Here is a 23,069-nt window from a genome sequence, read left to right as displayed (position 1 = left end):
GTATGATTGGTTTATTAAAAAAAGCGAAAAACTTAGTAGTTATTACTTATCACTTATTTATAGCTGCAGGTAAAGGTTTCATGGAAGATAGGGTGATGAAGTTAAGCGCATCATTGGCTTATTATACCATATTTTCACTTACTCCCTTAATCATCATCATTATTTCTGCAGCTAGTCTCTTTTTAGGTGACAATATGGACCCAAACACCAAGTTGTTTGGAGAAATTAGCAAAATGATTGGAACTGAAGCAGCCAATCAATTAAGGGGATTTGTAGAAAACGCTAATCTTTCTGGCAAAAGCACAATGGGTTTAATTGTAGGTATCATAACTTTAATTATTGGTTCTACCGCAATTTTTATAGAAATTCAAGATAGCATCAACATCATTTGGAAAGTAAAAGCGGTTCCTAAAAAGGGTTGGAAAAAATTAATTACCAATAGGCTTTTATCTTTTTCTCTAATTGCATCATTAGGATTTTTATTATTGGTTTCCCTGGTGCTTAACAGTGTAGTAGTTGGAATAGGTAATAAACTTGGGATTTATGCAGCTAAAATTGGCATAGAAGGCATTTCTGGTTTCGTAATGCTAATTATCACTAATATGTTGACACTCGCGGTTGTAACTTCAATTTTCGCCATCATTTTTAAGGTACTACCAGATGTTGATTTAAAATGGAAACCAGCTTTGATAGGTGCGCTATTTACCGCATTGATGTTTAGCTTAGGTAAATATGTTATTGGCATTTATATCGAAAAGGGTAACCCAGGTTCTGCATTTGGTGCTGCAAGCTCCATTATTGTAATCTTGGTTTGGATATATTACACCTCTATTATATTATACTTTGGTGCTGAATTTACACAAGCTTATGCCGAAAAATATACTGAAGGTATATCTCCAAGCAAATATGCAGTACATTTAAAAACCATAATTGTAGAAAAGAAAGTAGCTGTGTTACCACCACAACACCCAGAAGATACAGTTGATTTACCCGAAAAAGCTTAGCCTTTTTTCAAATATTTAGCCATCTTATCAATCAATTCTCTTTCGGAGAAAGGTTTGAGTACTAAGTCGTCAATTCCAGATTCGATATATTTTTTACGGTCTTCTTCTAACACATTTGCTGTTACCCCTAAAATTGGGATGTTGGCTTTTGATGGGTTAGGGTATGACCTTATGACCCTTGTTAACTCTATCCCACCCATTTCTGGCATCTGTATATCGGTTAAAATCAAATCATAATCGTTCTTTTTAAATAATTCAAATGCTTCCTTCCCATCATAAGCCACGTTAGTTATCATTTTATATTTTTTAATAACCGTTTCAGCCAAAAGGATGTTCATTTTATTATCGTCCGCTAATAAAATATGCTTTCCCGCTAAGCCATTAGTATCTATACTCGTATCAACTACATTTTTTAACGCGTCACCAGCAGCACAAATCTCGTAAGGAATTTCAAAACTAAATATCGAGCCCTTCCCTAACTCACTTGTTACTCCAATTTGCCCACCTTGAAACTCTACTATCCGCTTACAAATTGCTAAGCCTAAACCTGTTCCCTTTTGTTTAATCTTGGTGGATGAATAATAGACTTGAGCAAACTCATCAAAAATCATGTCAATATCTTCAGCTCCAATACCAATTCCCGTATCTATAATTTGAACTGTTAATATTCCTTTTTTAGCATTTAAAACAACATCGGCTTTTAACGTAACCGAGCCTTTTTCGGTAAACTTAATCGCATTGCTTAACAGATTCATCACTACTTGTTTTAAACGCAATGAATCTCCAGAAAAACAAAAATTCCTTTTAAATGAAACTTCATTTCTTAATTCTACTCCCTTGTTTGTAGCTTGTATGGCTATGCTATTAAACACCTCCGTTATCGCATCAAGTGGGATGAAAGAGATTTTATCGAAGTTTACTTTTCCAGTTTCATATTTAGAAAAATCAAGAATATCATTCACAACGTCTAACAACATTACCGAAGAACTTCTAATGGCACTAACTTGCTCCATCTGCTGTGAATCGAGTTTTCCCTGACTTAATTGCTCAGAAAAACCAATTACAGAATTTAGTGGCGTTCTTATCTCATGGCTCATGTTTGCCAAAAACCTACTCTTAGAATTAGCATACTGAGAAGCTTTTTGACTATAATTAATGAGCTCACTTTCATTTTTATAAATTTTCCAAAGGTTATATAAAATAGCACTCACCAACAAAACGAGTAAAACAATACTAAAGATAAAAATTTTGTCTATGCTCTTAAAAGTACCATCTATATGACCTTTAATCTCTTCTCTATTTTGCTTGGCAAAGACAATTTCCTTTCTTTTATAATTTTGTAATAGCGAAACTATTTCTGTGATGATCTTAGTGTTGAGCTTTAAGATTACGACCTCATTACTCTTTAACATATTATTTGCCGCATATAAATTGCGGAAATAATTATTCATATTCTTTAGTTGCAGCTTATTAAAAGCCATCGCTCTTTTAGAAGTATCTAATTTGGTTTCTATTCTAACTACTCTACTTACGGCATCCTCTTGTTTAGTTGGTGCCTTACGCTTAATCGCATCTCCCAAACGGCCAATTAAGTTTTTTTCTTTTTGAGCTTTTGGCGATATTTTAATGGTGTCGATAGTTACCATTGTCTTAAACTGCTTATATGTTAGCTCATTACCATCAGAATCTACCTGTATCTTATTACCAGAAGTATCTACTCCAGTTGATAAATTAATTAAGCTATCGGTTAATTGTCTTAATCTTAGGTAAAGCTGTGTTCTTACTCGCTTTTGGTCTACCAAACCTTTTAAATCTTGAGGTCCTTTTTTATCATTAAGGTCAGTAGATAGCCTAATGTTATCCAAAATATGAGAAACAAAGTTGATATCACTTGCGAATTTATTGATATAAGCTTTTTGACCAGTAACTGCATATAACCTACAATTGTTATCTGCATTATAAAGCACAACAACACAAGAATCTATTAAAGCATAATCTTCTTTTAGTTCAGAAAGATGATTGATATCACGAGCTAGGTCGTTTCCTTTACTATTACGAACATAAAAGAAAGTGGCGCATAAAAAGAGCGATAAGATTAAAAACACAACAAGTCCGTATCGAGTTGAAGAGTTTTTAGCAGATGAAAAAGGCATAAGGGCTTCGTTAATTAAAATTAATTATTCCCGTAATTATCCATTACAGGTATTTTTTAATAACAAATAGGGATGTGCAATATTACGTAAAAAAATATTGTTTTAGTTAAGTAGAAAATTATGCAACTTCTAAATTCGTATTAGCTGCATTTCTTTCCTCTTCGCCCTCTTTTACCTCGTCTTTTTCAATACGTAAATTTTTAATGATGTGCTGTTGTCTTTCTGGCGTATTTTTACCCATATAGTATTCCAAGAGCTTTTTAATGGTTTGCTCCTTTAAAATAACTGGGTCTAGGCGAATATCCTTTCCAATAAATAAACCAAATTCGTCAGGAGAAATCTCTCCCAATCCTTTAAATCGAGTAATTTCTGGCTTACCTCCCAGTTTTTCAATCGCATCTCTTCGCTCATCTTCACTGTAGCAGTAAATGGTTTCTTTTTTATTACGAACCCTAAACAATGGGGTTTGCAAAATGTAAACGTGCCCAGCTTTTACTAAGTCTGGGAAAAACTGCAAAAAGAAAGTCATCATTAACAAACGAATGTGCATTCCATCAACATCTGCATCAGTAGCAATTACAATGTTGTTGTAATGCAAACCTTCTAAACCATCTTCAATATTTAAGGCGTGTTGCAGAAGGTTAAACTCTTCATTTTCATAAACCACCTTTTTGGTTAATTCGTAGCAGTTTAATGGTTTTCCCTTTAAGCTAAAAACAGCTTGACAATCAACATCACGAGATTTAGTTATAGAACCAGACGCAGAATCTCCCTCGGTAATAAACAAGGTCGTTTCATACCTTTTCTCATGTGTACTGTTAAAATGAACTTTGCAATCTCTTAGTTTTTTATTGTGTAAGGATGCTTTTTTCGCTCTATCATTAGCTAGTTTTTTAATGCCAGCAATGTCTTTTCGCTCCCTTTCAGATTGGATAATTCTTTTTAAAAGTGCATCAGCAACATCTGAATGTTTATGTAAATAATCATCTAGTTCCTTCTTTACAAAATCATTTACAAAACCTCTAACCGATTGCCCCTCTGGCGCTATTTTCTCTGAACCTAGCTTCGTTTTAGTTTGTGATTCAAAAACTGGTTCTTGCACACGTATGGCTACTGCCGCAATGATAGATGCCCTAACATCATTGGCATCGAATTCCTTTTTATAAAACTCACGAATTGTTTTTACTACTGCTTCTCTAAATGCGGCTTGGTGGGTTCCACCTTGTGTAGTGTATTGACCATTTACAAACGAGTGGTAATCTTCTCCGTACTGTTGTCCATGTGTCATTGCCACCTCAATATCATGGCCTTTTAAATGGATAATCGGATAACGGATTTCTTCTGGTTTATTTTGTTTTGATAATAAATCGTATAAACCACGCTCCGAGAAATATTTTTGGTTATTGAAATTGATAACCAAACCTGTATTTAAGAACACGTAGTTCCAGATCATGCTTTCTACAAAGTCTGGTATGTAATGGTAATTTCTAAAAATAGTTTCATCAGGATAAAAAGTTATCGCTGTACCATTACGCTGTGTTGTCTCAATTTCTGGATGTTCTAAAGTGATGAGACCTTTACTAAACTCTACCTTTTTAGTTTTACCATCTCTATAACTTTGCACTACAAACGAAGTTGATAGGGCATTAACTGCTTTTGTACCTACACCATTCATCCCTACAGATTTTTGGAAGGCATTGCTATCATATTTACCACCGGTATTCATTTTAGAAACACAATCAATTACTTTACCCAAAGGGATACCGCGGCCATAATCACGAATGTTTACTTTTTGGTCGCTCAAAGTAATGTCGATAGTTTTTCCTGCACCCATCATGAACTCATCAATAGAGTTATCCATGATTTCTTTCAGCAGTACATAAATACCATCATCTTGCGCAGAACCATCTCCAAGCTTACCAATATACATCCCTGGTCGGCGACGAATGTGTTCCTGCCAATCAAGTGACTTAATACTATCTTCGTTATAAATCGGTTCTGCCATAATAAAGGTTTTGTCATTAAGCGTGTAACTTGTCATTCAGAGCGAAGCGAAGAATCTATTTGAGAACTCTTTTAAGGAGATCCTTCGTTCCTCAGGATGACAAAATTAAATTTAAAGATTGCTATAGTTCCTCCATCGAAAAGACGTGGAAATAACTCAGCATTACAAATTTAATCTAATCTCTCTGCAAATCAATTACAAAGTTTCCACAAATGAACATTTTTGGTAAAGAGTTAGGTGCATCATGAAAAAGAAGTACACATTTTAATAACTTACTCCAAAAACTGAAAAACTTGCCCAATACATTGGGTTGGGATATTTCTTTTTAGTATCTAAAATTGCTAAGCGAAGTTGCTCAGAAGGAAGATAAAAATTTGGTGCTTGTAAATGAATGATAAATCTCTCCATTAAAAAAGCGGTGGCTTCATCATCTACATTCCATAAACTCATGATTACTTGTTTTGTTCCACCTAAAATAAACGACCTAGCTAATCCAGTTACACCAACATCAACAGATTTGCCCAAACCAGTTTGGCAAGCAGAAAGTATAACCATCTCTGGAAAAGATTTACCTTTAACGGCAAGATTCATTACATCCCTCGCTGTTAATTTGGCATCATCACCACTCAACACCAAGTAACTATTCTCTATCGGATTAGTCTCGTCAGCTATACCGTGTGTTGCAAAATAAATTAAATCTGCCTCTTCCCAATATTTAAAGACACTATCTTTTGTAGCATTTTTTCCTGAAAGCAAATAATAGTTTTTGGCATAGCTTATAGCGCCAGCTATTTCTTTCGCGGCACCTGGTAAATTTGGAAATTCATATTCTAAATTTTTAGGGTAAGCTGGGTTACTAATAAATAATGGATTATCTAATGTAAATCGCCTCTTTTCTGGCAAATGCCTATTCCGATCCGTGTAGCCGTCTTGATCTAAATATTTTCCATTTTGCCATTCCCCACCTATGGTTTCTCTCAAAGTTACGGTTTTAGAGACTATTAAATCAACTATCCCTGGACTAATTGTAAAACTACATTTATCGATCAGATAAGAATTGTCATTGTAGGGTTTCAAAATATGAAAAGGGAAAGTGCCAATATTTAGTGCTGGAATAACTATTAACTGTTTTACAGTTTCATCAAAACCAGTAGGCAATAAAATATTACCAATTTCTTTTGTTAATACTTCGAGATTAACTTTCTTGACATTTGAACCTATATTCTTAACAACTACTCCTCTTTTAATTGGAGACCTATTGGCAGATTTGGCTTGTATTTTAAATGCCATTAATAAATCGCTATGCAGTTCTGCTAGTTTTTGTGGACTAATTTTAATTTTCTTTTCTTCTAAAACTTTTCCAGGTTTAAAAAAGGTACGATGTAAAATCCCTTCATTATAAAAAAAGAATACAACACCTATTTTCTCCTTGTCGCCATACAGGTTCTTTAACACATTGGCAAAATCTTTATTTGATTTTAATCCAGCTGTGTTAAAACCCCCTATAACCTGTGTAAACCCAAATGAATCTGGCATGCCCCTACTCTTTATCATTCCATTGTATTGCCGCTCATAAATTTCAAAAACATCCTTTTCTGCTGTTTGCGCAAAAACTAAATGGCTTGAAATTAAAATCAGGAACAACAAAATGTATTTCATAGTACTATAATACAAAAAAAGCCTGTCGTTTAAGAATTTTCGAGAGGCTTAAAAACCCCAAATTTTTAACTCCAAACTAAAATTCATATCTTCCAAACTTAAACTTATGCTCATGCAAGCTAAAAAGCAACTCTCTCTTTTCGACCTTTCTATGATTGTGGTTAGTCTAGTAATTGGAATGGGAATCTTTCGAAATCCAGCATCAGTTGCGGCTACATCTGGAGACGACACCATCTTTTTTGCAGTATGGATTGTAGGTGGAATCATCGCACTTTGTGGCGCTTTAACTTATGCGGAAATTGGTTTGAGGTTACCAGCAATGGGTGGTTATTATAAGGTTTTTGCACATTGTTATCATCCCGCTATCGGTTTTTCAGTTAACGCCATCATTTTAATTAGTAATGCGGCATCGCTAGCAGTTGTTGCCTTAATTGGTTCAGATTATGTGAGTGATTTGCTATTTGGCAAACCCAGCGGTACATTTTTTAATACCACAATGGCAATTGTGGCCGTTGCTATATTTTTCTGCGTTAATTTATTTGGATTAAAAACCAGCAGTAAAACTCAGAATGTACTCATCGTTATTAAAGTTGGATTGGTTTTATTACTTATTGCTAGTGTTTTTAAAGGTGTTGTTGTAGAGCCACATGGTTACGAGCAAGGTTCTCCATTGTACTCACTTTCTAATCGCAGTGCACTATCACTCTTTTTAGTATCGATGATTCCGGTTTGTTTCGCCTATGGCGGGTATCAGCAGACCATAAATTTTGGTGCCGAAGTTAAAAAACCAAATATCATACCCAAGGGGATTTTCATAGGTATTATCATCGTTGTTTCGCTTTACCTACTGATAAACGTTGCTTATATCGATGTAATAGGATTTGACAAAATGAAAAATGCATCGGCAATTGGCGCATTACTTTGTGAAGCTTGGTTTGGTCCATTTGGTGCAAAAGTGTTTGATGCCTTGATGTTTCTTTCTGTTTTAGCTTATGTAAACATCCTTTTAATGAGTAACCCAAGGGTGATGTATGCAATGAGCATAGACAAGGTTTTTCCGAAAATATTTTCTTATACAAGTCCCAAAACGGGTGCTTTGGTAACGGGATTAGCTACTTTTTCATTAATCACTGTTATCATTACATTTTTTGGAAAAGGAGTTGATAACATTTTAAACTTTACCATGTTTTTAGATAGCATTGGAATGAGCACCTCAGCTGCGACCTTATTTATCTTGCGCAAAAGAATGCAAGGTGCTGACGTAACAAAAAACACCTGGAATAAATTCACTCCAATATTGGCTACATTTTTTGTGTTTAGTTACTTTATGATTGCCATTGGAGTAGTGATAAAAGATGTAAATGCCGCCTTCATTGGAACAGGACTTTTATTATTATTCTTAATGTTATACTACATTTTCTACGCTAAAAAAGCTACAAATTAAAAATGGACTTATCTTATATATTAAATGAACTAGGCGAAGAACGTGAAAGCTATTTCAATTCAATTGCTCCTCCTATTATGCAAACGAGCAATTTTAAGTTTAACACTGTTGAAGATTTTAGAGCCGCATTGGCTGATGAATACCAAGGCAATTTATACTCAAGAGGGTTTAACCCAACGATAGATATTTTAAGAAAAAAGTTAGCGGCGCTTGATGGAGCTGAAGATGCTTTAGTTTTTAGTAGCGGCATTGCTGCAATTACAGTCCCTGTTTTGGCATTATTACAAAGTGGCGATGAAGTGGTTTGCGTAGAAAACCCGTACAGTTGGACTATAAAATTATTCAAGGAGTTTTTACCAAGATATGGTGTAAGTACAACCTTTATAGACGGGACAGATTTAAGTCAATATGAAAGTGCTATTACGGCTAAAACAAAGTTGATTTATCTTGAATCGCCAAATACATTTAGCTTCGATGTTCAAAATTTAGAAGCCGTGGCTAAAATTGCCAAAGAAAAAGGCATTTTAACAATGATTGATAATAGTTATTGCTCTCCACTATATCAACAGCCAATCGCTCACGGAATAGATTTAGTGGCGCAATCGGCTACCAAATATTTAGCAGGGCATAGCGATGTTGTGGCAGGAGTTTTAACTGGGAAAAAAGAATTATTGGAAAAGATTTTCAACAAAGAATATTTAAATATTGGTGCTGCACTTGCCCCACAAAATGCTTGGCTTTTACTACGTGGTTTAAGAACTTTGCCAATTAGGCTAGACAAGATTAGCGAAACTGCAGATAAGGTGATTGCATATTTAAATGCACACCCTAAAGTTGAAAAAGTATTACATCCTTTTAGTCAAGATAACAAGGACTTAGCTCTTGCTAAAAAGCAAATGAAAAAATGCGGCGGTTTGTTTAGCATTATTTTAAAAGATGCTGATTTAACTAAAATAGAAACTTTTTGCGATGGCTTAAAGCACATTTTAATGGCTGTTTCTTGGGGTGGATACGAAAGCTTAATTATTCCGGCTTGTGCTGGGATAAGTAAAACAGATTTCGATGCAACCAATAATAGACACGTGTTGATAAGAATTTATGTAGGATTGGAAGAAGCTGAGTATATTATCGCTGATTTAGAACAAGCCTTCTCGAAAATTTAAATGCCAATACAAACACTACCTTTTAAAAAACAAATTGCCTACTGTGCCGGAATGATGGGTTGGAGTATCATGACCAATCTAATCATTGTGATGCTTCCTTACTTTTATCTGCCACCAAACAATTCTGGTCTGGTTCCGCTGGTTCCGCAATTATTGGTTTTTGGGGCATTTAACATTCTTTCTTTAATTGCAGCTTCGGGTAGGTTATTCGATGCCGCTTACGACCCATTTATTGCTTCAGTTAGTGATAGCAGTACCAACCCAAAAGGAAGGCGTTTCCCAATTATGAGATGGGCCATTTTACCAGCTGTTGTTTTTTGCAGCTTGGTTTTTTATCCTTTGGTAAAAGGCGAAAGTTTAAGTAATGCTTGGTGGTTAACAATCGTCTTAGCAGGATTTTTCGTTTCCGTAACTACTTATATTATTCCTTACAATGCTTTGCTTGCGGAGCTAACGCATACCGCTGAAGAAAAAGTAAAGCTCTCTACTTTTCAACAAGTTGGTTTTGTTTTAGGGATGATTTTAGGGGCATTGTGCAATAACTTTGCTGATTTAATTCAGACTGTTTTTCACGTTACCGAACGTTTTCACGCCTTGCAATACACCATTTGGGGTTTAGCTGTTTTTTCTGGCTTGGTAATGATTTTGCCGATTGTTTTTATTAAGGAAAAAGATTATGTAGAAAGTAAACCAACACATATTCCACTTTTACCAGCAATTAAAAATACGTTTAGAAATTCCAATTTTAAATATTACCTCATTTCTGATTTTACTTATTATACCGCTTTAAGCTTGATGAGTAGTGGTTTGTTATATTTTGTAACGGTTTTGCTTGGCCTACCAGATTCTGATGGTGGTAAGTTTATGGGATTGATGGTCGTTTTATCTTTGGTATTCTATCCATTTATCAATTATGGTTCTCAAAAATTCGGAAAGAAAACCTTGGTGCTTTTGGCATTTGGTGTTTTGAGCTTAATATTCGTTACTATTTTCTTTTTAGGAAAACTCCCTTTTGAGCCTGCCAATCAAATGTATTTATTGGTGGTTTTTGCTTCTTTTCCCTTAGCGGCTTTAGGAATTTTACCCAATGCAATTTTAGCTGACATCGCTCAAAAAGACACCTTAGAAACTGGCGAAAACCACGAGGGGATGTTCTTCGCTGTTAAATATCTTTTTGTAAAACTTGGCCAGACATTAGGGATAGCCATTTTTGCAATGCTTACTGTTTATGGTAAAGACCCAGGTAATGACTATGGTTTGCGTTTAAATGGCGTTGTTGGCTTTGCCCTTTGTGTTTTGGCGTTGCTGTTTTTTACGAGGTTTAAGGAAAATAGTAACAAGATTTGAGTATCAAGTAGCAAGATTGGAAACTTAACCTATTCCATTTTACATCTTACACTTTCCATACCCTTCTTCCTTCGTTCTATAAATCTGTCCCGATAGCTATCGGGATAGCGGAAATACTTTTTGTTTTTTTGCCAACCGTTAAAATGTTAGTTAAGTGCTACTATCTTACAGATTTCTCCTAACGTCGAAATGACGCAAAAACAAAAAGATTATAGCGAGGGCAGGGCTGCTCCCGATAGCTATCGGGATGCCGAAGAGCTTCTGACAAACATTTTCAAAAAAGCAAATAGTTGATAGTTAATAGACCTAGCCATTGACCATTAACTATTGACCATTTGACCTAATTCTTAAACTCGGATAAATTTACTTATCTTTGTGCCGAAGCAGAATTTCTTTATCATTTAAAGCAAACTCGCAAGTTAGTCCTTCCAGCAATGATTGTTCTAGCTTCTTCGACATTTTACATTTAAAAATTATACTTTGTTATTTTCAGAATTAAACCTCATAGCTCCTATTTTAAAGGCGCTTGAAACCGAAGGTTATACACAACCTACACCAATACAGGAGCAATCTATACCTTCTATTTTACAAAAACGCGATTTATTGGGTTGCGCTCAAACTGGTACTGGTAAAACCGCAGCATTCGCTATACCGATGTTGCAATTGTTAGACAAACCACACAGCAACGTTAAAGGTCCGAAGCCAATTAGAGCTTTAATTTTAACGCCAACAAGAGAATTAGCCATCCAAATTGAAGAAAGTTTTAAGGCTTATGGCCGTAATTTATCTTTAAAACACTTGGTGATTTTTGGCGGTGTTGGACAAAAAGCACAAACTGATGCATTACATAGAGGCGTTGATATTTTAGTGGCAACTCCTGGTCGTTTATTAGATTTAATGAACCAAGGTTTCGTGAACTTACGTGATATCGAGATTTTCGTATTGGATGAGGCCGACCGTATGTTAGATATGGGTTTTATCCACGATGTGAAAAAAGTTATCGCAAAATTACCTGCAAAAAGGCAGACTTTGTTTTTCTCGGCTACGATGCCAACTGAAATCCAGAAATTGTCTAGCACGATATTAACCAATCCTGTTAAAGTTGAAGTTACTCCAGTTTCTTCTACGGCAGAAAAAATTCAACAAGCCGTTTATTTCGTTGAGAAAAATGACAAAAGAAGTCTATTGGCTCACTTGTTAAAAGACAAGGCGATTGAAACTGTTTTGGTATTTACACGTACCAAACACGGTGCAGATAAAGTGGTAAAAGATTTGATAAAAATCAATATCAAGGCTGAAGCTATTCACGGAAATAAATCTCAAAATGCTCGTCAGAGAGCTTTAACAAACTTTAAAGCTCGTACAACTCGTGTTTTAGTGGCTACTGATATTGCTGCTCGTGGTATTGATGTAGATGAATTGGCACATGTAATTAACTACGAATTACCAAACATTCCTGAAACTTATGTACACAGAATTGGCAGAACCGGAAGAGCTGGTTTAAGCGGTATCGCTTACTCTTTTTGCGATGGCGAAGAGAAAGAATTTTTAGATGATATTGAGAAATTGATTGGTTTGAAAGTTCCAGTAAATGAAGACCATCCTTATGCAATGAGCTGGCAAAGCTTAATGTCGGCTGCTGCAGATGCAAAAGGCAAAGGCAAAAAGAAAGGCAACCAACGCGAACCTCGTGAGCGTGAGCCTAACTTAAGCGGAGCAAAAAAGAAACCTCAAGGTGGTGGTGCTAGAAAACCAAACCATACAGGTAGCACTGCAAGTGCAAACGCCGGTGGTGGAAACAGAAGGTTTAGCGGCGGTGGCAATAGAAGAAGGGATTAGTTTTAACATCTTGCCGTCTTTGCGAGGAGGCACGACGAAGCAATCTATCTAGCAGGAAAGATTGCTTCTCCCGATAAAAAATCGGTATCGCAATGACGCTCAAATATTATAAAAAATGGTTCGTAACGATACGAACCATTTTTGTTTAATCTCATTTAGCCGAGATTGTAATCTCGGCTTTAATTCCTAAGGATTTGAAATCCTTAGTTAAATAGTACCGGATTGCAAATCCGGACTAACGAAAAATTAACTGAAAACTGGCAACTGAAAACTGATTATCGTTCCGTATTATTCGGCCTAGTGTAAACCATTTGCATTACATTGATATTTCTCATTTCAAATGCAGCTTCGCAATAGTTCAAATAGTAATTCCACTTGCGGATGAAACGCTCATCGAAACCTAAAGCTTTTACTTCGTTTAGCTTGTGGTTAAATTCGATAAACCATAGTTTTAAAGTACGAGCATAATCCAAACCTAAATCTTTCAAGTCGACTAGTGTTAGGTCACTGGTATTGTTAATAGCTTTATTAATTACCGCCACAGAAGGCAATAAAGAACCTGGAAAAATATGTTTCTGGATCCAATCTACACCTCTGCGTAAATTTTCATATCTACTATCTGGACTAGTGATTACCTGAAAGGCAAAAATCCCGTTAGGTTTTAATACTTCGGCACATTTGGTGAAATAAGTTTCTAAATAATTGTGCCCAACAGCTTCTAACATTTCTACAGAAACAATTTTATCGAACTGTCCTTCGATGTTTCTATAATCTTTTATGATAATTTCTATTTTATCCGCTAATCCAGCAGCTGCCACACGTTCTTGTCCGAGTTTTTGTTGTTCTTTGGAAATGGTAACTGTGGTTACTTTACAGCCATAATTTTTAGCCATAAAAATAGCATTCGCACCCCAACCGCTTCCAATTTCTAAAACATGATCACTGGCTTTTAAATGTAGCTGTTCACAAAGTCGACGGTATTTTTCATCTTGGGCTTGTGCCAATGTTAATTCTGGTGTTTTAAAATAAGCAGCAGAATAAGTCATTGATGGATCTAAGAAAGTCGCGAAGAAATCATTGTTTAAGTCATAGTGCTCTGCTATATTTTTTTGTGAGCCAGTAATACTATTTGAACGGTTATTATGATAAATACGATTGAACCATTTAAAGATATTCAATCCCAAAGATTTCACTTTACTCCCCGAAACTGAAGGTGCATTTTCGATGTTTAGGATAATCCATTTGATAAGATTGGTAATATTGTCCGTTTCCCAAAGCCCATTTACATAAGCTTCACCAAAACCAATATCACCATACAAAACCACACACTTAAAAAATCTGGCATCTTTAACTTCTAAGTCAGCTCTATAACTAGAGTTTGAATCTCCAATTTGCAAATTCTCTCCATTAGGTAAAGTAAGGTTTAAAAAACCTTTATCCATTTTACAAAGTGCATTTACAACTGCGTTTTCGTAAAATCCTGATTTCGATTTGGTTAAATAGAGCGTTGACATTGAGTTATTTTAATTTTGTTTATAAGGCTTATATACGTCTTTTTGTAAATCTTGGTTTGCAGCTTTCGGATGATATTGTATTTTCTTTATCCACAACTTAAAAGCTTGCCAGTGAATTAACCACATTATTCTAAGAGGTATCATCGGGATGGCAAAAAAATAGCGCAACATATTTGCATTTGTTAATGGCTTTTGCTCTCCTTTTAAGGTGCTGATAAAAAATCGATTCCCCTCTTTACCATAATCATCAATCTTAATATCCAATTTTTCGGTCGGAATAACAAGATTAAAATCGAAAAAATCATCCAAATCTATAAATGGAGATACGTAGAAGTGTTTTTGAATTCTTTGTTTGAATGTATTTCCTTCAAGCTCATCTTTACCTAAAAAGAACATTTTCATTTCGTGGTAAGTATTACTAATTTCTGCTACTGCGCAAAGCGGATGGCTATTTTCATCAAAACAGAAGTAAAAAGAAACAGGGTTGAAGTTATAACCGAGAACTGATAGATTGGTTAACAACATAATTTTGCCATTCCCTATTTCCACATTGTGGGATTTTAGGTAAGTTGTAATTTGCTGTTTTGTTGAGATGTGAGATGCCCCTCCATCCTTCCTGCCCTTAACCTTCTTCAGCTCTAAGTGGTCCTTATCCCTAAAACTGAACAAATTAAACCTGTTATAACTGAACCAACGCAATTTTTTATCTAAAGTTTCAACCTCATCTAAATCGATATAAAACATATATACATTGTACCAGAAACTGTGCTTCTTAGGCGCTAACCTATGATGCATTACTTTGGCGGAATATATGGATGACGTAAACAATTAGATGGAAGATGTAAAATGGAAGATGGAAGATGGACTTTGCATAATCTTTATGGAAGATGGTAAATGGAAGATGGGTTTTTCATAAACTATTTACTAGAGCTGATTTTAATAGATGCGAAAATTTTCTTGAGTTCGTGAGCTTCATTTTTGTATTCTTCAAATTCAGGAAAAAATCTTTCGTCGCTGTATAATTCTTTTAATACCCTCAGCCAATAAACACTTTCTCTAGCCTCTCTATAAGAAATTCCAATTTTGTAACTGAAGTCTCTTTTGCTTGTTGCACCTTGAGCTTCCTCATAATTTGCTCCAACAGAAGTTGAAGAACGACTTAGTTGCAAAATGGGTACTTTATAAACTGGACTGTATGGAAGTTTATCCAAAAATTTCAGGATATTAACTCCAAACCAAAAAGTTCTGTCTAGAAGTTGTGTTGTTTTTTCGTTCATAGTAAGATGTTTAGGTATTTATAAACTTAACACTTTTCGACACATTTCACCTCTTACATTTTCCATTTTACATCATTTACATTCCCTTTTCCATCTTACCTCTTACATTTTACATCATCCTACACAATTCCACCGCACTTTTATAAGCATCTTCGTGGAAACCATATTTAAAATAACTACCACAATAATAAACAGGACCCGTTTCATTTAGTTTGTGTAATTCCTTTTGCGCTTGCATGGCTGGCACATCAAATAACGGATGTTCATAATCAATTTCCTTAATTATTTTGCTTCTATCGAGCGTAGCTGATGGATTGATAGAAACGAAATAATCAACCTTGTCTGAAACGCCTTGCAATTGATTCATCCAATAAATGGTACTTGGCACTAATGAATCTCCTTGTTTTTCTACCCTATAATTCCAACTGCTCCAAGCTAACTTTTTCTTAGGCATTTGGGTTTTATCGGTATGTAAAACTGCAGTGTTTGGTTGGTATTTAAATTTAGAAAGCAGCCTTTCCTCATCTTCAGTTTTGTGTTTTACAATTTGGTAAGTTTGATTGGCGTGACTTGCCACAATCACTTTATCAAATTCTATTTCCTCACCTTTTGAAGTTGTAACCAACACTTTCCCATTTTCTAATCGTAACACACTGGTAATTTTAGTGTTAATTCTGATTTGATTTCTAAATGGCTCGATTAATTTTTCACGGTAAGCCTGGCTCCCATTATGTAAGGTAAACCATTGGTGTTGTGTATCTAAACCCAAAAACCCGTGATTTTTAAAAAAGCGAATAAGCGATACTGCTGGAAAATCTAGAATCTGCTCCATCGGGGTTGACCAGACGGCAGAACTCATTGGAATGAGGTATTTCCAAACCATATCTTCACCATATCCAAACTTCTTTACATATTGCCCGAGAGAATAATCAGCGTATTTTGGGTCGTCTAAAATGGCTATGCTTTCTTTGTTGAAACGATTAATCTGCATCAACATTTTTAAAAAAGAAGGACTAAAAACATTTCGCTTTTGCGCAAAAAGATGTTTCATACTTGAGCCCGAATATTCTAATCCGCTAGGCAAATATTGCACACTAAAAGACATATCCGTTTTTTTTACTGGCGCCTCAATTTCCTTAAAAAGTGCACACAAATTCGGATAAGTTTCATAGTTAAAAACCATAAATCCAGTATCTATAAAAACGTCCTTTTCAACTTCTTTTACTGTCACAGTATTTGTGTGACCACCAATATAATTCAGTTCTTCAAAAAGCGTAATATCATATTTTTTGTGAAGCAAATGCCCACAACCCATTCCTGCTATTCCTGTTCCTATAATTGCTAACTTCAACATATAATTTATGTAAGATGGAAAATGTAAAACGGAAGATGGATTTTATAGTTCAAGAAAAACCTTTGTGCTCCAGGTACATTTGCCATCTTACCTCTTACATTTTCCATTATTTCTTCTCAAACAAATAATGACAAACCATCCATTCGTTACCTTTATTGTAATTAAACAATTCGGCACAAGCCATATAAAACAAACGCCAGTAAACCCACCATTTTACAGCTTGGTTTTTGCCATAAGTATTCTCTAAAATTGGCATAATTTCCTTTTTATGTTTATCCATGTTGCTTAACCAAGCTTCAGAAGTTTTGCCGTAATTGGTTCCATTTACTACCCAATGTTTGCTAATTTTTAAATCGTCATTAAAGTAGAAAAACAAATGGTTGGATGGCATTATGCCGCCAGTAAAAAAGTACTTACTCATCCAATCGCTTTCATCAACTACCTCATATTTGTAAGCTAAGGTTTTATGCGTAAAAATATGTACGAACAGTTTCCCATCGGGTTTTAAGAACGATGAAACTTTTGCCAAAAGCAATTTGTAATTGCGCATGTGCTCAAACATTTCTACAGAAACTACCCTGTCAAAACTATCGGCAATGGTAAAAGTATTCATATCTGCAGTTAGAACAGTTAGGTTTTGGATGCCTTGTTGTTTTGCAGTTTCATCAATAAAAATTTTCTGTGTTGCAGAATTTGAAACTACCGTAAACTTACTTTCTGGAAATTTCGCCGACATATATAACGACAATGAACCCCAGCCACAACCTAATTCCAAAACATTTTGTCCACTTTGTAAATCTGCTCTTTTACAAGTTAAAGCCAACATGTCATCTTCAGAAGTATCAATATCTTTTACACCTGGGTTCCAATAGCCACTACTATATTTCAGATTTTTGCCTAAACAATATTGAAAAAATTTCGTCGGCAATTCGTAATGTTGCTCATTGGCATCAGCGGTATTAACAGCTATTGGCGAAGCTTTCAATTCATCAACCAAATTAATGAATTTACGTTGCTGCAATTCTTCGTCGCCTAAAGTTTCATCCGCCAAGCGCTGTTTTAGCAATTTTCTCATGCCAGCTCGCAAAACCGAGTCTGGTAATTTATCGTTTTCTATTAGTTTATCGTACCACATTTTGATGTTAGATGTAAGATGGTAAATGTAAGATGGATGATTGAAATGGAATGTAATGCGAATTGCCCATATTCCATTTTACATCTTCCATTTTACCTGTTTTTTTTTCCCCAAGGAAAAAAAGCACTAGTTGTTTCTTGGTATTTTTTATAAGCCACAGGTTTACTGCGTAAATTCTGTTCTTCGTTATTGGGTACACCTGTTACTTTTAGCAATAGATATAAAATTATCGCAGGGCTGATGATTGCCAAAATTCCCCACGGAGTGGCTAAGGCAAAAATGAAATAGGCCATCCATGTTAACCATTCAAAAAAATAATTGGGATGCCTACTATAATGCCATAAACCTGTATCGCAAACCTTGCCTTTATTTTTAGGGTCATTTTTAAATTTCGCCAATTGGTTGTCGGCTATCATTTCTCCAATAAAAGCAATTACCCAAATACCTAATCCGATGTATTCTAATATTGATATTTCTGGAGTTGTATTGGCAGTAATGATAAAAAATGGAATAGCTAAAATTACATTTGATATGGCTTGGAACTGAAAGAAAAAGAAGAAATTCCTATCTGCTTTTTCACCCCATTCTTTACGCAGTTGCTCGTAACGACCTTCCTCCTCGTTTAAATGACCAATTACACGTTGCCAAAGATGTAGCCCTAATCTTAGTTCAGCTATTAAAAAGATACCGCAGATTAAAAGTTTACGAGCTTCAAATCCTTCTGACAGAAAAAAAGTAATGATGGTAATTACTGGAAAATTAAGCGCCCAAAATACATCAACAACACCAGCATTTTTAATTTTTTTAGCCCAAAGCCAAACCAAAAACATAATGGTGCAACAGGCAATTAGAGAGATGAGTGCGATAAAAAGTAGATGTTTGTAATCCATATTATTTGTTGATGGTTAATAGTTGATGGTCAATGGATATGATCTATTAACCCTTTTTCCCAATTAATTGTTCTACGCCTTCACCTGGTTTAAGTCTGAATAATTTAATCAGCACATAAGCACAAGTTGCAATGCTACCTAAACATACGAATAAAATTAGCCAAGAGATTTTAGGAATAATATTTTTCTCCTTATAAAACATCCACAGAGTGATGATGAAAATATTCGCATAAAAATCCCAAAGTGTTGCCCTCATCCAAGGGATTGAGCCCAAAAAATCCCATTCTTTAAATAGCGAACTTTCTAAACTGGTACTAATAACAATGTAAGTTACCCAAACTAATAAAACTGAAAAAATAACTTTTAAGGCTGTAATCATATCTATTTTTTTGTAGTCATCCGATGAATATGCCCAAATTGCAAATATTCATTGGATAACTATTGAATAAACGAAAAAAGAGTAAGCGTGGTTTTGTTTTTTTGTAACCTAACTAATGCATCATACAACCTTAAATAGTAGCAATGCTGATGTTTTTAAACCTTATTGCAGCGGCATACTTTTACGAAGCGCAGCGAGTAAAAGATATAGCGAAAAGAAGGACTGGTTTTGATAGCTGTAGAGATTTGCTTTTCAATAAAAAGACCTACTGAATTTTTTATTACAACAAAAAAGGTTGGCGAAAACACCAACCTTTTAATATATTATTTAGAAGAAACCTCAATTTATACCTTCCTAATTCGAATAATCCTCATCCAGTGTAAAACCTTCATTACTGGATATGTTGGGTCAAACTCCCACCACTTAGACGAGAACTTTGGACTGTTTGGCTTTTTATGGTGATTGTTTTGGAATAATTCGCCCATCAACAAGAAATCCCAAGGTAAAGAGTTTTTACTGTGGTCGTCGTTGTCATGGTTCGAGTAACCATATTTATGTCCGCACCAATTAACAATAGCACCGTGTAATGGGCCCATTAAAAAGTGGATTGGCAGTAATAGATACATCCACCAATATTCTGCAAAAGCAATATAAAAACCTATGTAAAATAAACCACAAGCAACTCTCCAAATCCAAGAATCGCCAATTCTATCTACCAAAGGCCATTCAGGATAATTACCTCTAAAAGCTGGTTCTGGTTCTATTTTATGCTTTAAATAGTTCATGTACATATTTTTCGTAGCAATCATCATCCCGAAAACATCTTTAAAAAAATGTGGCGAGTGTGGGTCTTTTTCCGTGTCGCTGTAGGCGTGATGCATTCTATGCAAAATGGCGTAAGCTCTTGGATTTAAAAAAGATGAACCTTGAGAAATCAGTAAGATTAAGTAAAAGAATTTTTCCCAGAAAGGCTCCATCTTAAACATTTTATGCGAAGAGTAACGATGCAGGAAAAATGTTTGACTAAATAGCGATAAAAACCAGTGGGCAATAAAGAAGATTAAAATTATCATTTTTGGTGTGTGTTCATTAACTAACGAATTTAAGAGTGGTTAAGTTTCAATTCGTTACAAAAAAGGGATATGTATAAAGAAATCTGTTTATCAAATGACAAACAGATTTCTTGTAAAGTCTTAAGTTTTGTTATCTACCGAAATCGTCTTGAACACGAACAATGTCGCTCTCATCAGAAGGGTTTTCTGCATCGGTATGTTGCCAAATCTCTGCTACAACACCCCAATCATTTAAGCCAATTAAACGATGACGTTCGCCTTGTTGTAATTTGATTTGGTCTGTTGGATGATATTCTTTTACTTCGCCTTCTTCATCAGTCTGGCTAGTTTTAATACCAACTGTACCTGTTACCACTTGCCAAATTTCGGCTCTGCGGTGATGATATTGCCAAGAAAGGCGAGTGTTTGGTGCTACTATTAAAATTTTTGGACTTAATTTTCCTCCAATTTTTAGGCTATCTACGTCTAAACCATCAAAATAAGTATCTGCAAATTGTTGTGCTTGTGCTTCATCAATTACAAAAAAACCACCCCAAGGACGAGTTTCATCACGGTTTACGATATTAAAACCTTCAATTTGCAAACGTTGAGCAACGGTATCGAATATTTCTGTCTTTTTAGTTTCCATATTTTTTATTGATTAAGAAAACCAACAATGTTTGATTGGTTATTGTTTGTTGATATTCTTAATATTGTGCCGTAAAAATACGGGTTACAAATTAAAAAAGCCCTCTCGGGCTTTGAATTTTTTAAGAAAATATGTTTTTTATTTAACTTCTGCCACAACAATATCAGTTGGTAAACCAGCCGATTGTAAGATAAGAGGAAAACTAGCATTGTTTAATATCCAAAGTTCAATTTTACCATCTTCGCTAACAATGTGTGTAGCATCAACCTCTTTACCCCCAATTTTCATCGCTGTAGCTGGCGATTTGATTTTAAAGTTTAGACCACTATACGTTAATGCTTTTTTATCTGCTAATGTTTTGTAAGCAGCTTTAGATATTATTCCAAATGTTTCATCGTCACCTAATTTTGTTGCACCTAATGCTGGCTGACTAACAGCTGCTAATTTGGTGGCACTTTCAAACGCCTTGGTGGTCATTTCAAAAGTTCCATCTCCATAGCCATCAACAGCCCAGCCAATGGAAACTGGCCCTGAGATACTTTTTAATGTTAGCAATAACGGAAACTCTTGTCCTTGAACATAGGCACTACAATGTAACGCTGTACCTACTTTAAGCTCTGGTAATGTTTTTTGAGCATAAGTTGCTAAAGAAAGTACAATGGCAACTAACGAAAGAATGATTTTTTTCATTTAGGATCTATTTATTTAGATTGAAGATAAAATTTATTTCTTTAATTTGAAACAAATACACCAGCAATAAGAAATATGTTGAATAAATTAATTGCAACTAGCTTTATCATTTTATGCTCCCTTAATTTAACTTTTGCTCAAAAGCAAGCTAAACCAAATATAGTTTTCATTCTAGCTGACGATTTAGGTTATGGGGATTTGAGTTGTTATGGTCAAAAAAAGTTCTCTACACCAAACATTGATAAATTGGCAGCTAAAGGAATAAAGTTTACTCAATTTTATGCTGGCACCAGTGTTTGTGCACCATCAAGGTCGTCTCTCCTATCAGGTCAGCATACTGGTCATACTTATGTTCGCGGTAACAAAGAAGTACAACCAGAAGGCCAACAACCCATACCAGATTCTGTAAGTACCATTGCCGAGCAATTTAAAAAAGCAGGTTATGCTACCGCGATATTTGGCAAATGGGGTTTGGGTTTTGTGGGCACATCAGGCGACCCTAACAAACAAGGCTTTGATACCTTTTATGGTTATAATTGCCAAAGAGAATCTCATCGGTTTTATCCAAGCCACCTTTGGGAGAATGACAAAAAAGTCATCCTAAAAGGAAATGATGAATTACAAAACCTCATAACTTATGCACCTGATTTAATTCAAGGCCAAGCCTTAAGCTTTCTTGACAAGAATAAGGATAAACCTTTTTTCTTATACCTTACTTATACCTTGCCTCATGCGGAGCTAATTGTACCAAACGATGATATCTTCGCAAAATTTGATGGGAAATTTCCAGAAAAAGCTTTTAAAGGTCAGGATTATGGCATAGGCGCAACACCAGCTGGATATGTTTCTCAAGCTAAACCTCACGCAACATTTGCAGCTATGGTAACCAGGTTAGATAAATATGTTGGCCAAGTAATGGACAAATTGAAGGCACTTGGAATTGATGATAACACATTAATTGTTTTTACAAGTGACAATGGCCCACATACTGAAGGTGGTGCCGATCCTGCATTTTTTAATAGTTCTGGTGGATTTAGAGGCGTTAAAAGAGATTTATATGAAGGTGGCATTCGTGTTCCTTTTATTGCGAATTGGCCTCAAAAAATAAAAAGCCCATCTGTAAACAACCACATTGGCGCTTTTTGGGATTTATATCCAACTTTTTCTGAGTTGTTAGGCTTAAAACAAAACAGTTATACTGATGGTGTGTCTATTTTGCCAAGTATTTTAGGTGAGAAAAGCCAAAAACAGCACGATTATTTATATTGGGAGTTTCATGAGAATAATGGTAGGCAAGCAGTTAGAAAAAATAATTGGAAAGGTGTTTACTTAAATTTGAAAACAAAAAACGCAAAGTTTGAGCTTTATGATTTAGATAAAGATCCTCAAGAAAAAAACGATGTTGCATTAATTTATCCAGAAGTTGTTAAAGAACTTAAAGATATCATGAAAAAGGCTCATGATGAAAGTACTGTTTATCCGCTTTTTAGCGCTACTAAATAAAAAACCCCATTG

The 23,069-nt window shown here is 35.1% G+C and carries 19 protein-coding genes; 6 read left to right on the top strand and 13 right to left on the bottom strand.

Annotated elements, in window-relative coordinates; translation table 11 throughout:
* Nucleotides 1–2 precede the first annotated feature (2 nt).
* Complete coding sequence (locus R2Q59_RS00520; RefSeq protein WP_316782640.1) at nucleotides 3–1,004, top strand: YihY/virulence factor BrkB family protein; 1,002 nt, start codon at nucleotides 3–5, stop codon at nucleotides 1,002–1,004.
* On the opposite strand, the gene R2Q59_RS00515 is transcribed toward R2Q59_RS00520, so the two are convergent.
* The 3 genes from R2Q59_RS00515 to R2Q59_RS00505 all read right to left on the bottom strand — a co-directional run bounded on the left by R2Q59_RS00515 (nucleotide 1,001) and on the right by R2Q59_RS00505 (nucleotide 6,821).
* Entirely contained in the window at nucleotides 1,001–3,157 is a 2,157-nt protein-coding gene (locus tag R2Q59_RS00515) for an ATP-binding protein (protein WP_316782638.1), read from the bottom strand. The genes R2Q59_RS00520 and R2Q59_RS00515 overlap by 4 nt on opposite strands.
* A 118-nt stretch (nucleotides 3,158–3,275) precedes the next feature.
* A complete protein-coding gene (locus tag R2Q59_RS00510; protein ID WP_316772978.1) occupies nucleotides 3,276–5,162 on the bottom strand; it encodes a DNA topoisomerase IV subunit B in 1,887 nt (628 codons plus the stop codon).
* 264 nt (nucleotides 5,163–5,426) lie between these two features.
* Nucleotides 5,427–6,821, bottom strand: a complete 1,395-nt coding sequence (locus tag R2Q59_RS00505; protein ID WP_316782636.1) for a CHAT domain-containing protein — start codon at nucleotides 6,819–6,821, stop codon at nucleotides 5,427–5,429.
* A gap of 112 nt (nucleotides 6,822–6,933) precedes the next feature.
* Here R2Q59_RS00505 and R2Q59_RS00500 point away from each other — a divergent pair, with 112 nt between their 5' ends.
* The 4 genes from R2Q59_RS00500 (at nucleotide 6,934) to R2Q59_RS00485 (ending at nucleotide 12,614) form a co-directional block, all read left to right on the top strand.
* Nucleotides 6,934–8,265, top strand: coding sequence for an APC family permease (locus R2Q59_RS00500; protein ID WP_316772970.1), 1,332 nt, complete (start codon nucleotides 6,934–6,936; stop codon nucleotides 8,263–8,265).
* A 2-nt stretch (nucleotides 8,266–8,267) separates the two neighbouring features.
* The gene (locus tag R2Q59_RS00495) at nucleotides 8,268–9,428 is read left to right on the top strand and encodes an aminotransferase class I/II-fold pyridoxal phosphate-dependent enzyme (RefSeq protein WP_316782634.1); all 1,161 of its coding nucleotides are present in this window, start codon (nucleotides 8,268–8,270) and stop codon (nucleotides 9,426–9,428) included.
* Entirely contained in the window at nucleotides 9,429–10,775 is a 1,347-nt protein-coding gene (locus R2Q59_RS00490; RefSeq protein WP_316772966.1) for an MFS transporter, read from the top strand.
* A gap of 480 nt (nucleotides 10,776–11,255) precedes the next feature.
* Nucleotides 11,256–12,614, top strand: coding sequence for a DEAD/DEAH box helicase (locus R2Q59_RS00485; protein ID WP_316772963.1), 1,359 nt, complete (start codon nucleotides 11,256–11,258; stop codon nucleotides 12,612–12,614).
* 275 nt (nucleotides 12,615–12,889) lie between these two features.
* Here R2Q59_RS00485 and R2Q59_RS00480 read toward each other — a convergent pair whose 3' ends face one another.
* From R2Q59_RS00480 to R2Q59_RS00435, 10 genes are all read right to left on the bottom strand, one after another.
* Entirely contained in the window at nucleotides 12,890–14,128 is a 1,239-nt protein-coding gene (locus R2Q59_RS00480) for a cyclopropane-fatty-acyl-phospholipid synthase family protein (RefSeq protein WP_316782631.1), read from the bottom strand.
* A gap of 9 nt (nucleotides 14,129–14,137) precedes the next feature.
* Nucleotides 14,138–14,956, bottom strand: coding sequence for a DUF1365 domain-containing protein (locus tag R2Q59_RS00475; RefSeq protein WP_316782629.1), 819 nt, complete (start codon nucleotides 14,954–14,956; stop codon nucleotides 14,138–14,140).
* Between the two features lie 89 nt (nucleotides 14,957–15,045).
* Complete coding sequence (locus R2Q59_RS00470) at nucleotides 15,046–15,405, bottom strand: four helix bundle protein (RefSeq protein WP_316782626.1); 360 nt, start codon at nucleotides 15,403–15,405, stop codon at nucleotides 15,046–15,048.
* Nucleotides 15,406–15,514: 109 nt separating this feature from the next.
* Complete coding sequence (locus tag R2Q59_RS00465; protein WP_316782623.1) at nucleotides 15,515–16,759, bottom strand: NAD(P)/FAD-dependent oxidoreductase; 1,245 nt, start codon at nucleotides 16,757–16,759, stop codon at nucleotides 15,515–15,517.
* Nucleotides 16,760–16,865: 106 nt separating this feature from the next.
* Entirely contained in the window at nucleotides 16,866–17,894 is a 1,029-nt protein-coding gene (locus R2Q59_RS00460) for a class I SAM-dependent methyltransferase (RefSeq protein ID WP_316782620.1), read from the bottom strand.
* Nucleotides 17,895–17,986: 92 nt separating this feature from the next.
* Nucleotides 17,987–18,784, bottom strand: coding sequence for a DUF1295 domain-containing protein (locus tag R2Q59_RS00455; protein WP_316782618.1), 798 nt, complete (start codon nucleotides 18,782–18,784; stop codon nucleotides 17,987–17,989).
* Between the two features lie 46 nt (nucleotides 18,785–18,830).
* Nucleotides 18,831–19,163 carry a DUF1475 family protein gene (locus R2Q59_RS00450; protein ID WP_316782614.1) on the bottom strand — a complete coding sequence of 111 codons (333 nt, stop codon included), beginning with the start codon at nucleotides 19,161–19,163 and terminating at the stop codon, nucleotides 18,831–18,833.
* A gap of 344 nt (nucleotides 19,164–19,507) precedes the next feature.
* On the bottom strand, nucleotides 19,508–20,236 hold the full coding sequence (locus R2Q59_RS00445) for an acyl-CoA desaturase (RefSeq protein ID WP_316782613.1): 729 nt from the start codon (nucleotides 20,234–20,236) through the stop codon (nucleotides 19,508–19,510).
* 130 nt (nucleotides 20,237–20,366) lie between these two features.
* Nucleotides 20,367–20,864, bottom strand: a complete 498-nt coding sequence (locus R2Q59_RS00440; RefSeq protein WP_316782610.1) for a phosphoheptose isomerase — start codon at nucleotides 20,862–20,864, stop codon at nucleotides 20,367–20,369.
* 138 nt (nucleotides 20,865–21,002) lie between these two features.
* Nucleotides 21,003–21,554, bottom strand: coding sequence for a hypothetical protein (locus R2Q59_RS00435; protein WP_316772935.1), 552 nt, complete (start codon nucleotides 21,552–21,554; stop codon nucleotides 21,003–21,005).
* A 75-nt stretch (nucleotides 21,555–21,629) separates the two neighbouring features.
* On the opposite strand from R2Q59_RS00435, the gene R2Q59_RS00430 reads away from it, so the two are divergent.
* Nucleotides 21,630–23,057, top strand: coding sequence for an arylsulfatase (locus R2Q59_RS00430; protein WP_316772932.1), 1,428 nt, complete (start codon nucleotides 21,630–21,632; stop codon nucleotides 23,055–23,057).
* Nucleotides 23,058–23,069: the final 12 nt, after the last annotated feature.

The organism is Pedobacter frigiditerrae (assembly GCF_032678705.1).
Classification (GTDB): domain Bacteria; phylum Bacteroidota; class Bacteroidia; order Sphingobacteriales; family Sphingobacteriaceae; genus Pedobacter; species Pedobacter frigiditerrae_A.
This window is presented reverse-complemented; position numbering and strand designations above follow the sequence as displayed.

What these genes read in the sequence shown, in the direction of transcription:
- R2Q59_RS00515 (WP_316782638.1), bottom strand. Translation starts at nt 3,157, where the DNA reads ATGCCTTTTTCATCTGCTAAAAACTCTTCAACTCGATACGGACTTGTT.
- R2Q59_RS00455 (WP_316782618.1), bottom strand. Translation starts at nt 18,784, where the DNA reads ATGGATTACAAACATCTACTTTTTATCGCACTCATCTCTCTAATTGCC.
- R2Q59_RS00445 (WP_316782613.1), bottom strand. Translation starts at nt 20,236, where the DNA reads ATGATAATTTTAATCTTCTTTATTGCCCACTGGTTTTTATCGCTATTT.
- R2Q59_RS00505 (WP_316782636.1), bottom strand. Translation starts at nt 6,821, where the DNA reads ATGAAATACATTTTGTTGTTCCTGATTTTAATTTCAAGCCATTTAGTT.
- R2Q59_RS00460 (WP_316782620.1), bottom strand. Translation starts at nt 17,894, where the DNA reads ATGTGGTACGATAAACTAATAGAAAACGATAAATTACCAGACTCGGTT.
- R2Q59_RS00465 (WP_316782623.1), bottom strand. Translation starts at nt 16,759, where the DNA reads ATGTTGAAGTTAGCAATTATAGGAACAGGAATAGCAGGAATGGGTTGT.
- R2Q59_RS00510 (WP_316772978.1), bottom strand. Translation starts at nt 5,162, where the DNA reads ATGGCAGAACCGATTTATAACGAAGATAGTATTAAGTCACTTGATTGG.
- R2Q59_RS00440 (WP_316782610.1), bottom strand. Translation starts at nt 20,864, where the DNA reads ATGGAAACTAAAAAGACAGAAATATTCGATACCGTTGCTCAACGTTTG.
- R2Q59_RS00520 (WP_316782640.1), top strand. Translation starts at nt 3, where the DNA reads ATGATTGGTTTATTAAAAAAAGCGAAAAACTTAGTAGTTATTACTTAT.
- R2Q59_RS00435 (WP_316772935.1), bottom strand. Translation starts at nt 21,554, where the DNA reads ATGAAAAAAATCATTCTTTCGTTAGTTGCCATTGTACTTTCTTTAGCA.
- R2Q59_RS00450 (WP_316782614.1), bottom strand. Translation starts at nt 19,163, where the DNA reads ATGATTACAGCCTTAAAAGTTATTTTTTCAGTTTTATTAGTTTGGGTA.
- R2Q59_RS00495 (WP_316782634.1), top strand. Translation starts at nt 8,268, where the DNA reads ATGGACTTATCTTATATATTAAATGAACTAGGCGAAGAACGTGAAAGC.
- R2Q59_RS00430 (WP_316772932.1), top strand. Translation starts at nt 21,630, where the DNA reads ATGTTGAATAAATTAATTGCAACTAGCTTTATCATTTTATGCTCCCTT.
- R2Q59_RS00480 (WP_316782631.1), bottom strand. Translation starts at nt 14,128, where the DNA reads ATGTCAACGCTCTATTTAACCAAATCGAAATCAGGATTTTACGAAAAC.
- R2Q59_RS00490 (WP_316772966.1), top strand. Translation starts at nt 9,429, where the DNA reads ATGCCAATACAAACACTACCTTTTAAAAAACAAATTGCCTACTGTGCC.
- R2Q59_RS00470 (WP_316782626.1), bottom strand. Translation starts at nt 15,405, where the DNA reads ATGAACGAAAAAACAACACAACTTCTAGACAGAACTTTTTGGTTTGGA.
- R2Q59_RS00500 (WP_316772970.1), top strand. Translation starts at nt 6,934, where the DNA reads ATGCAAGCTAAAAAGCAACTCTCTCTTTTCGACCTTTCTATGATTGTG.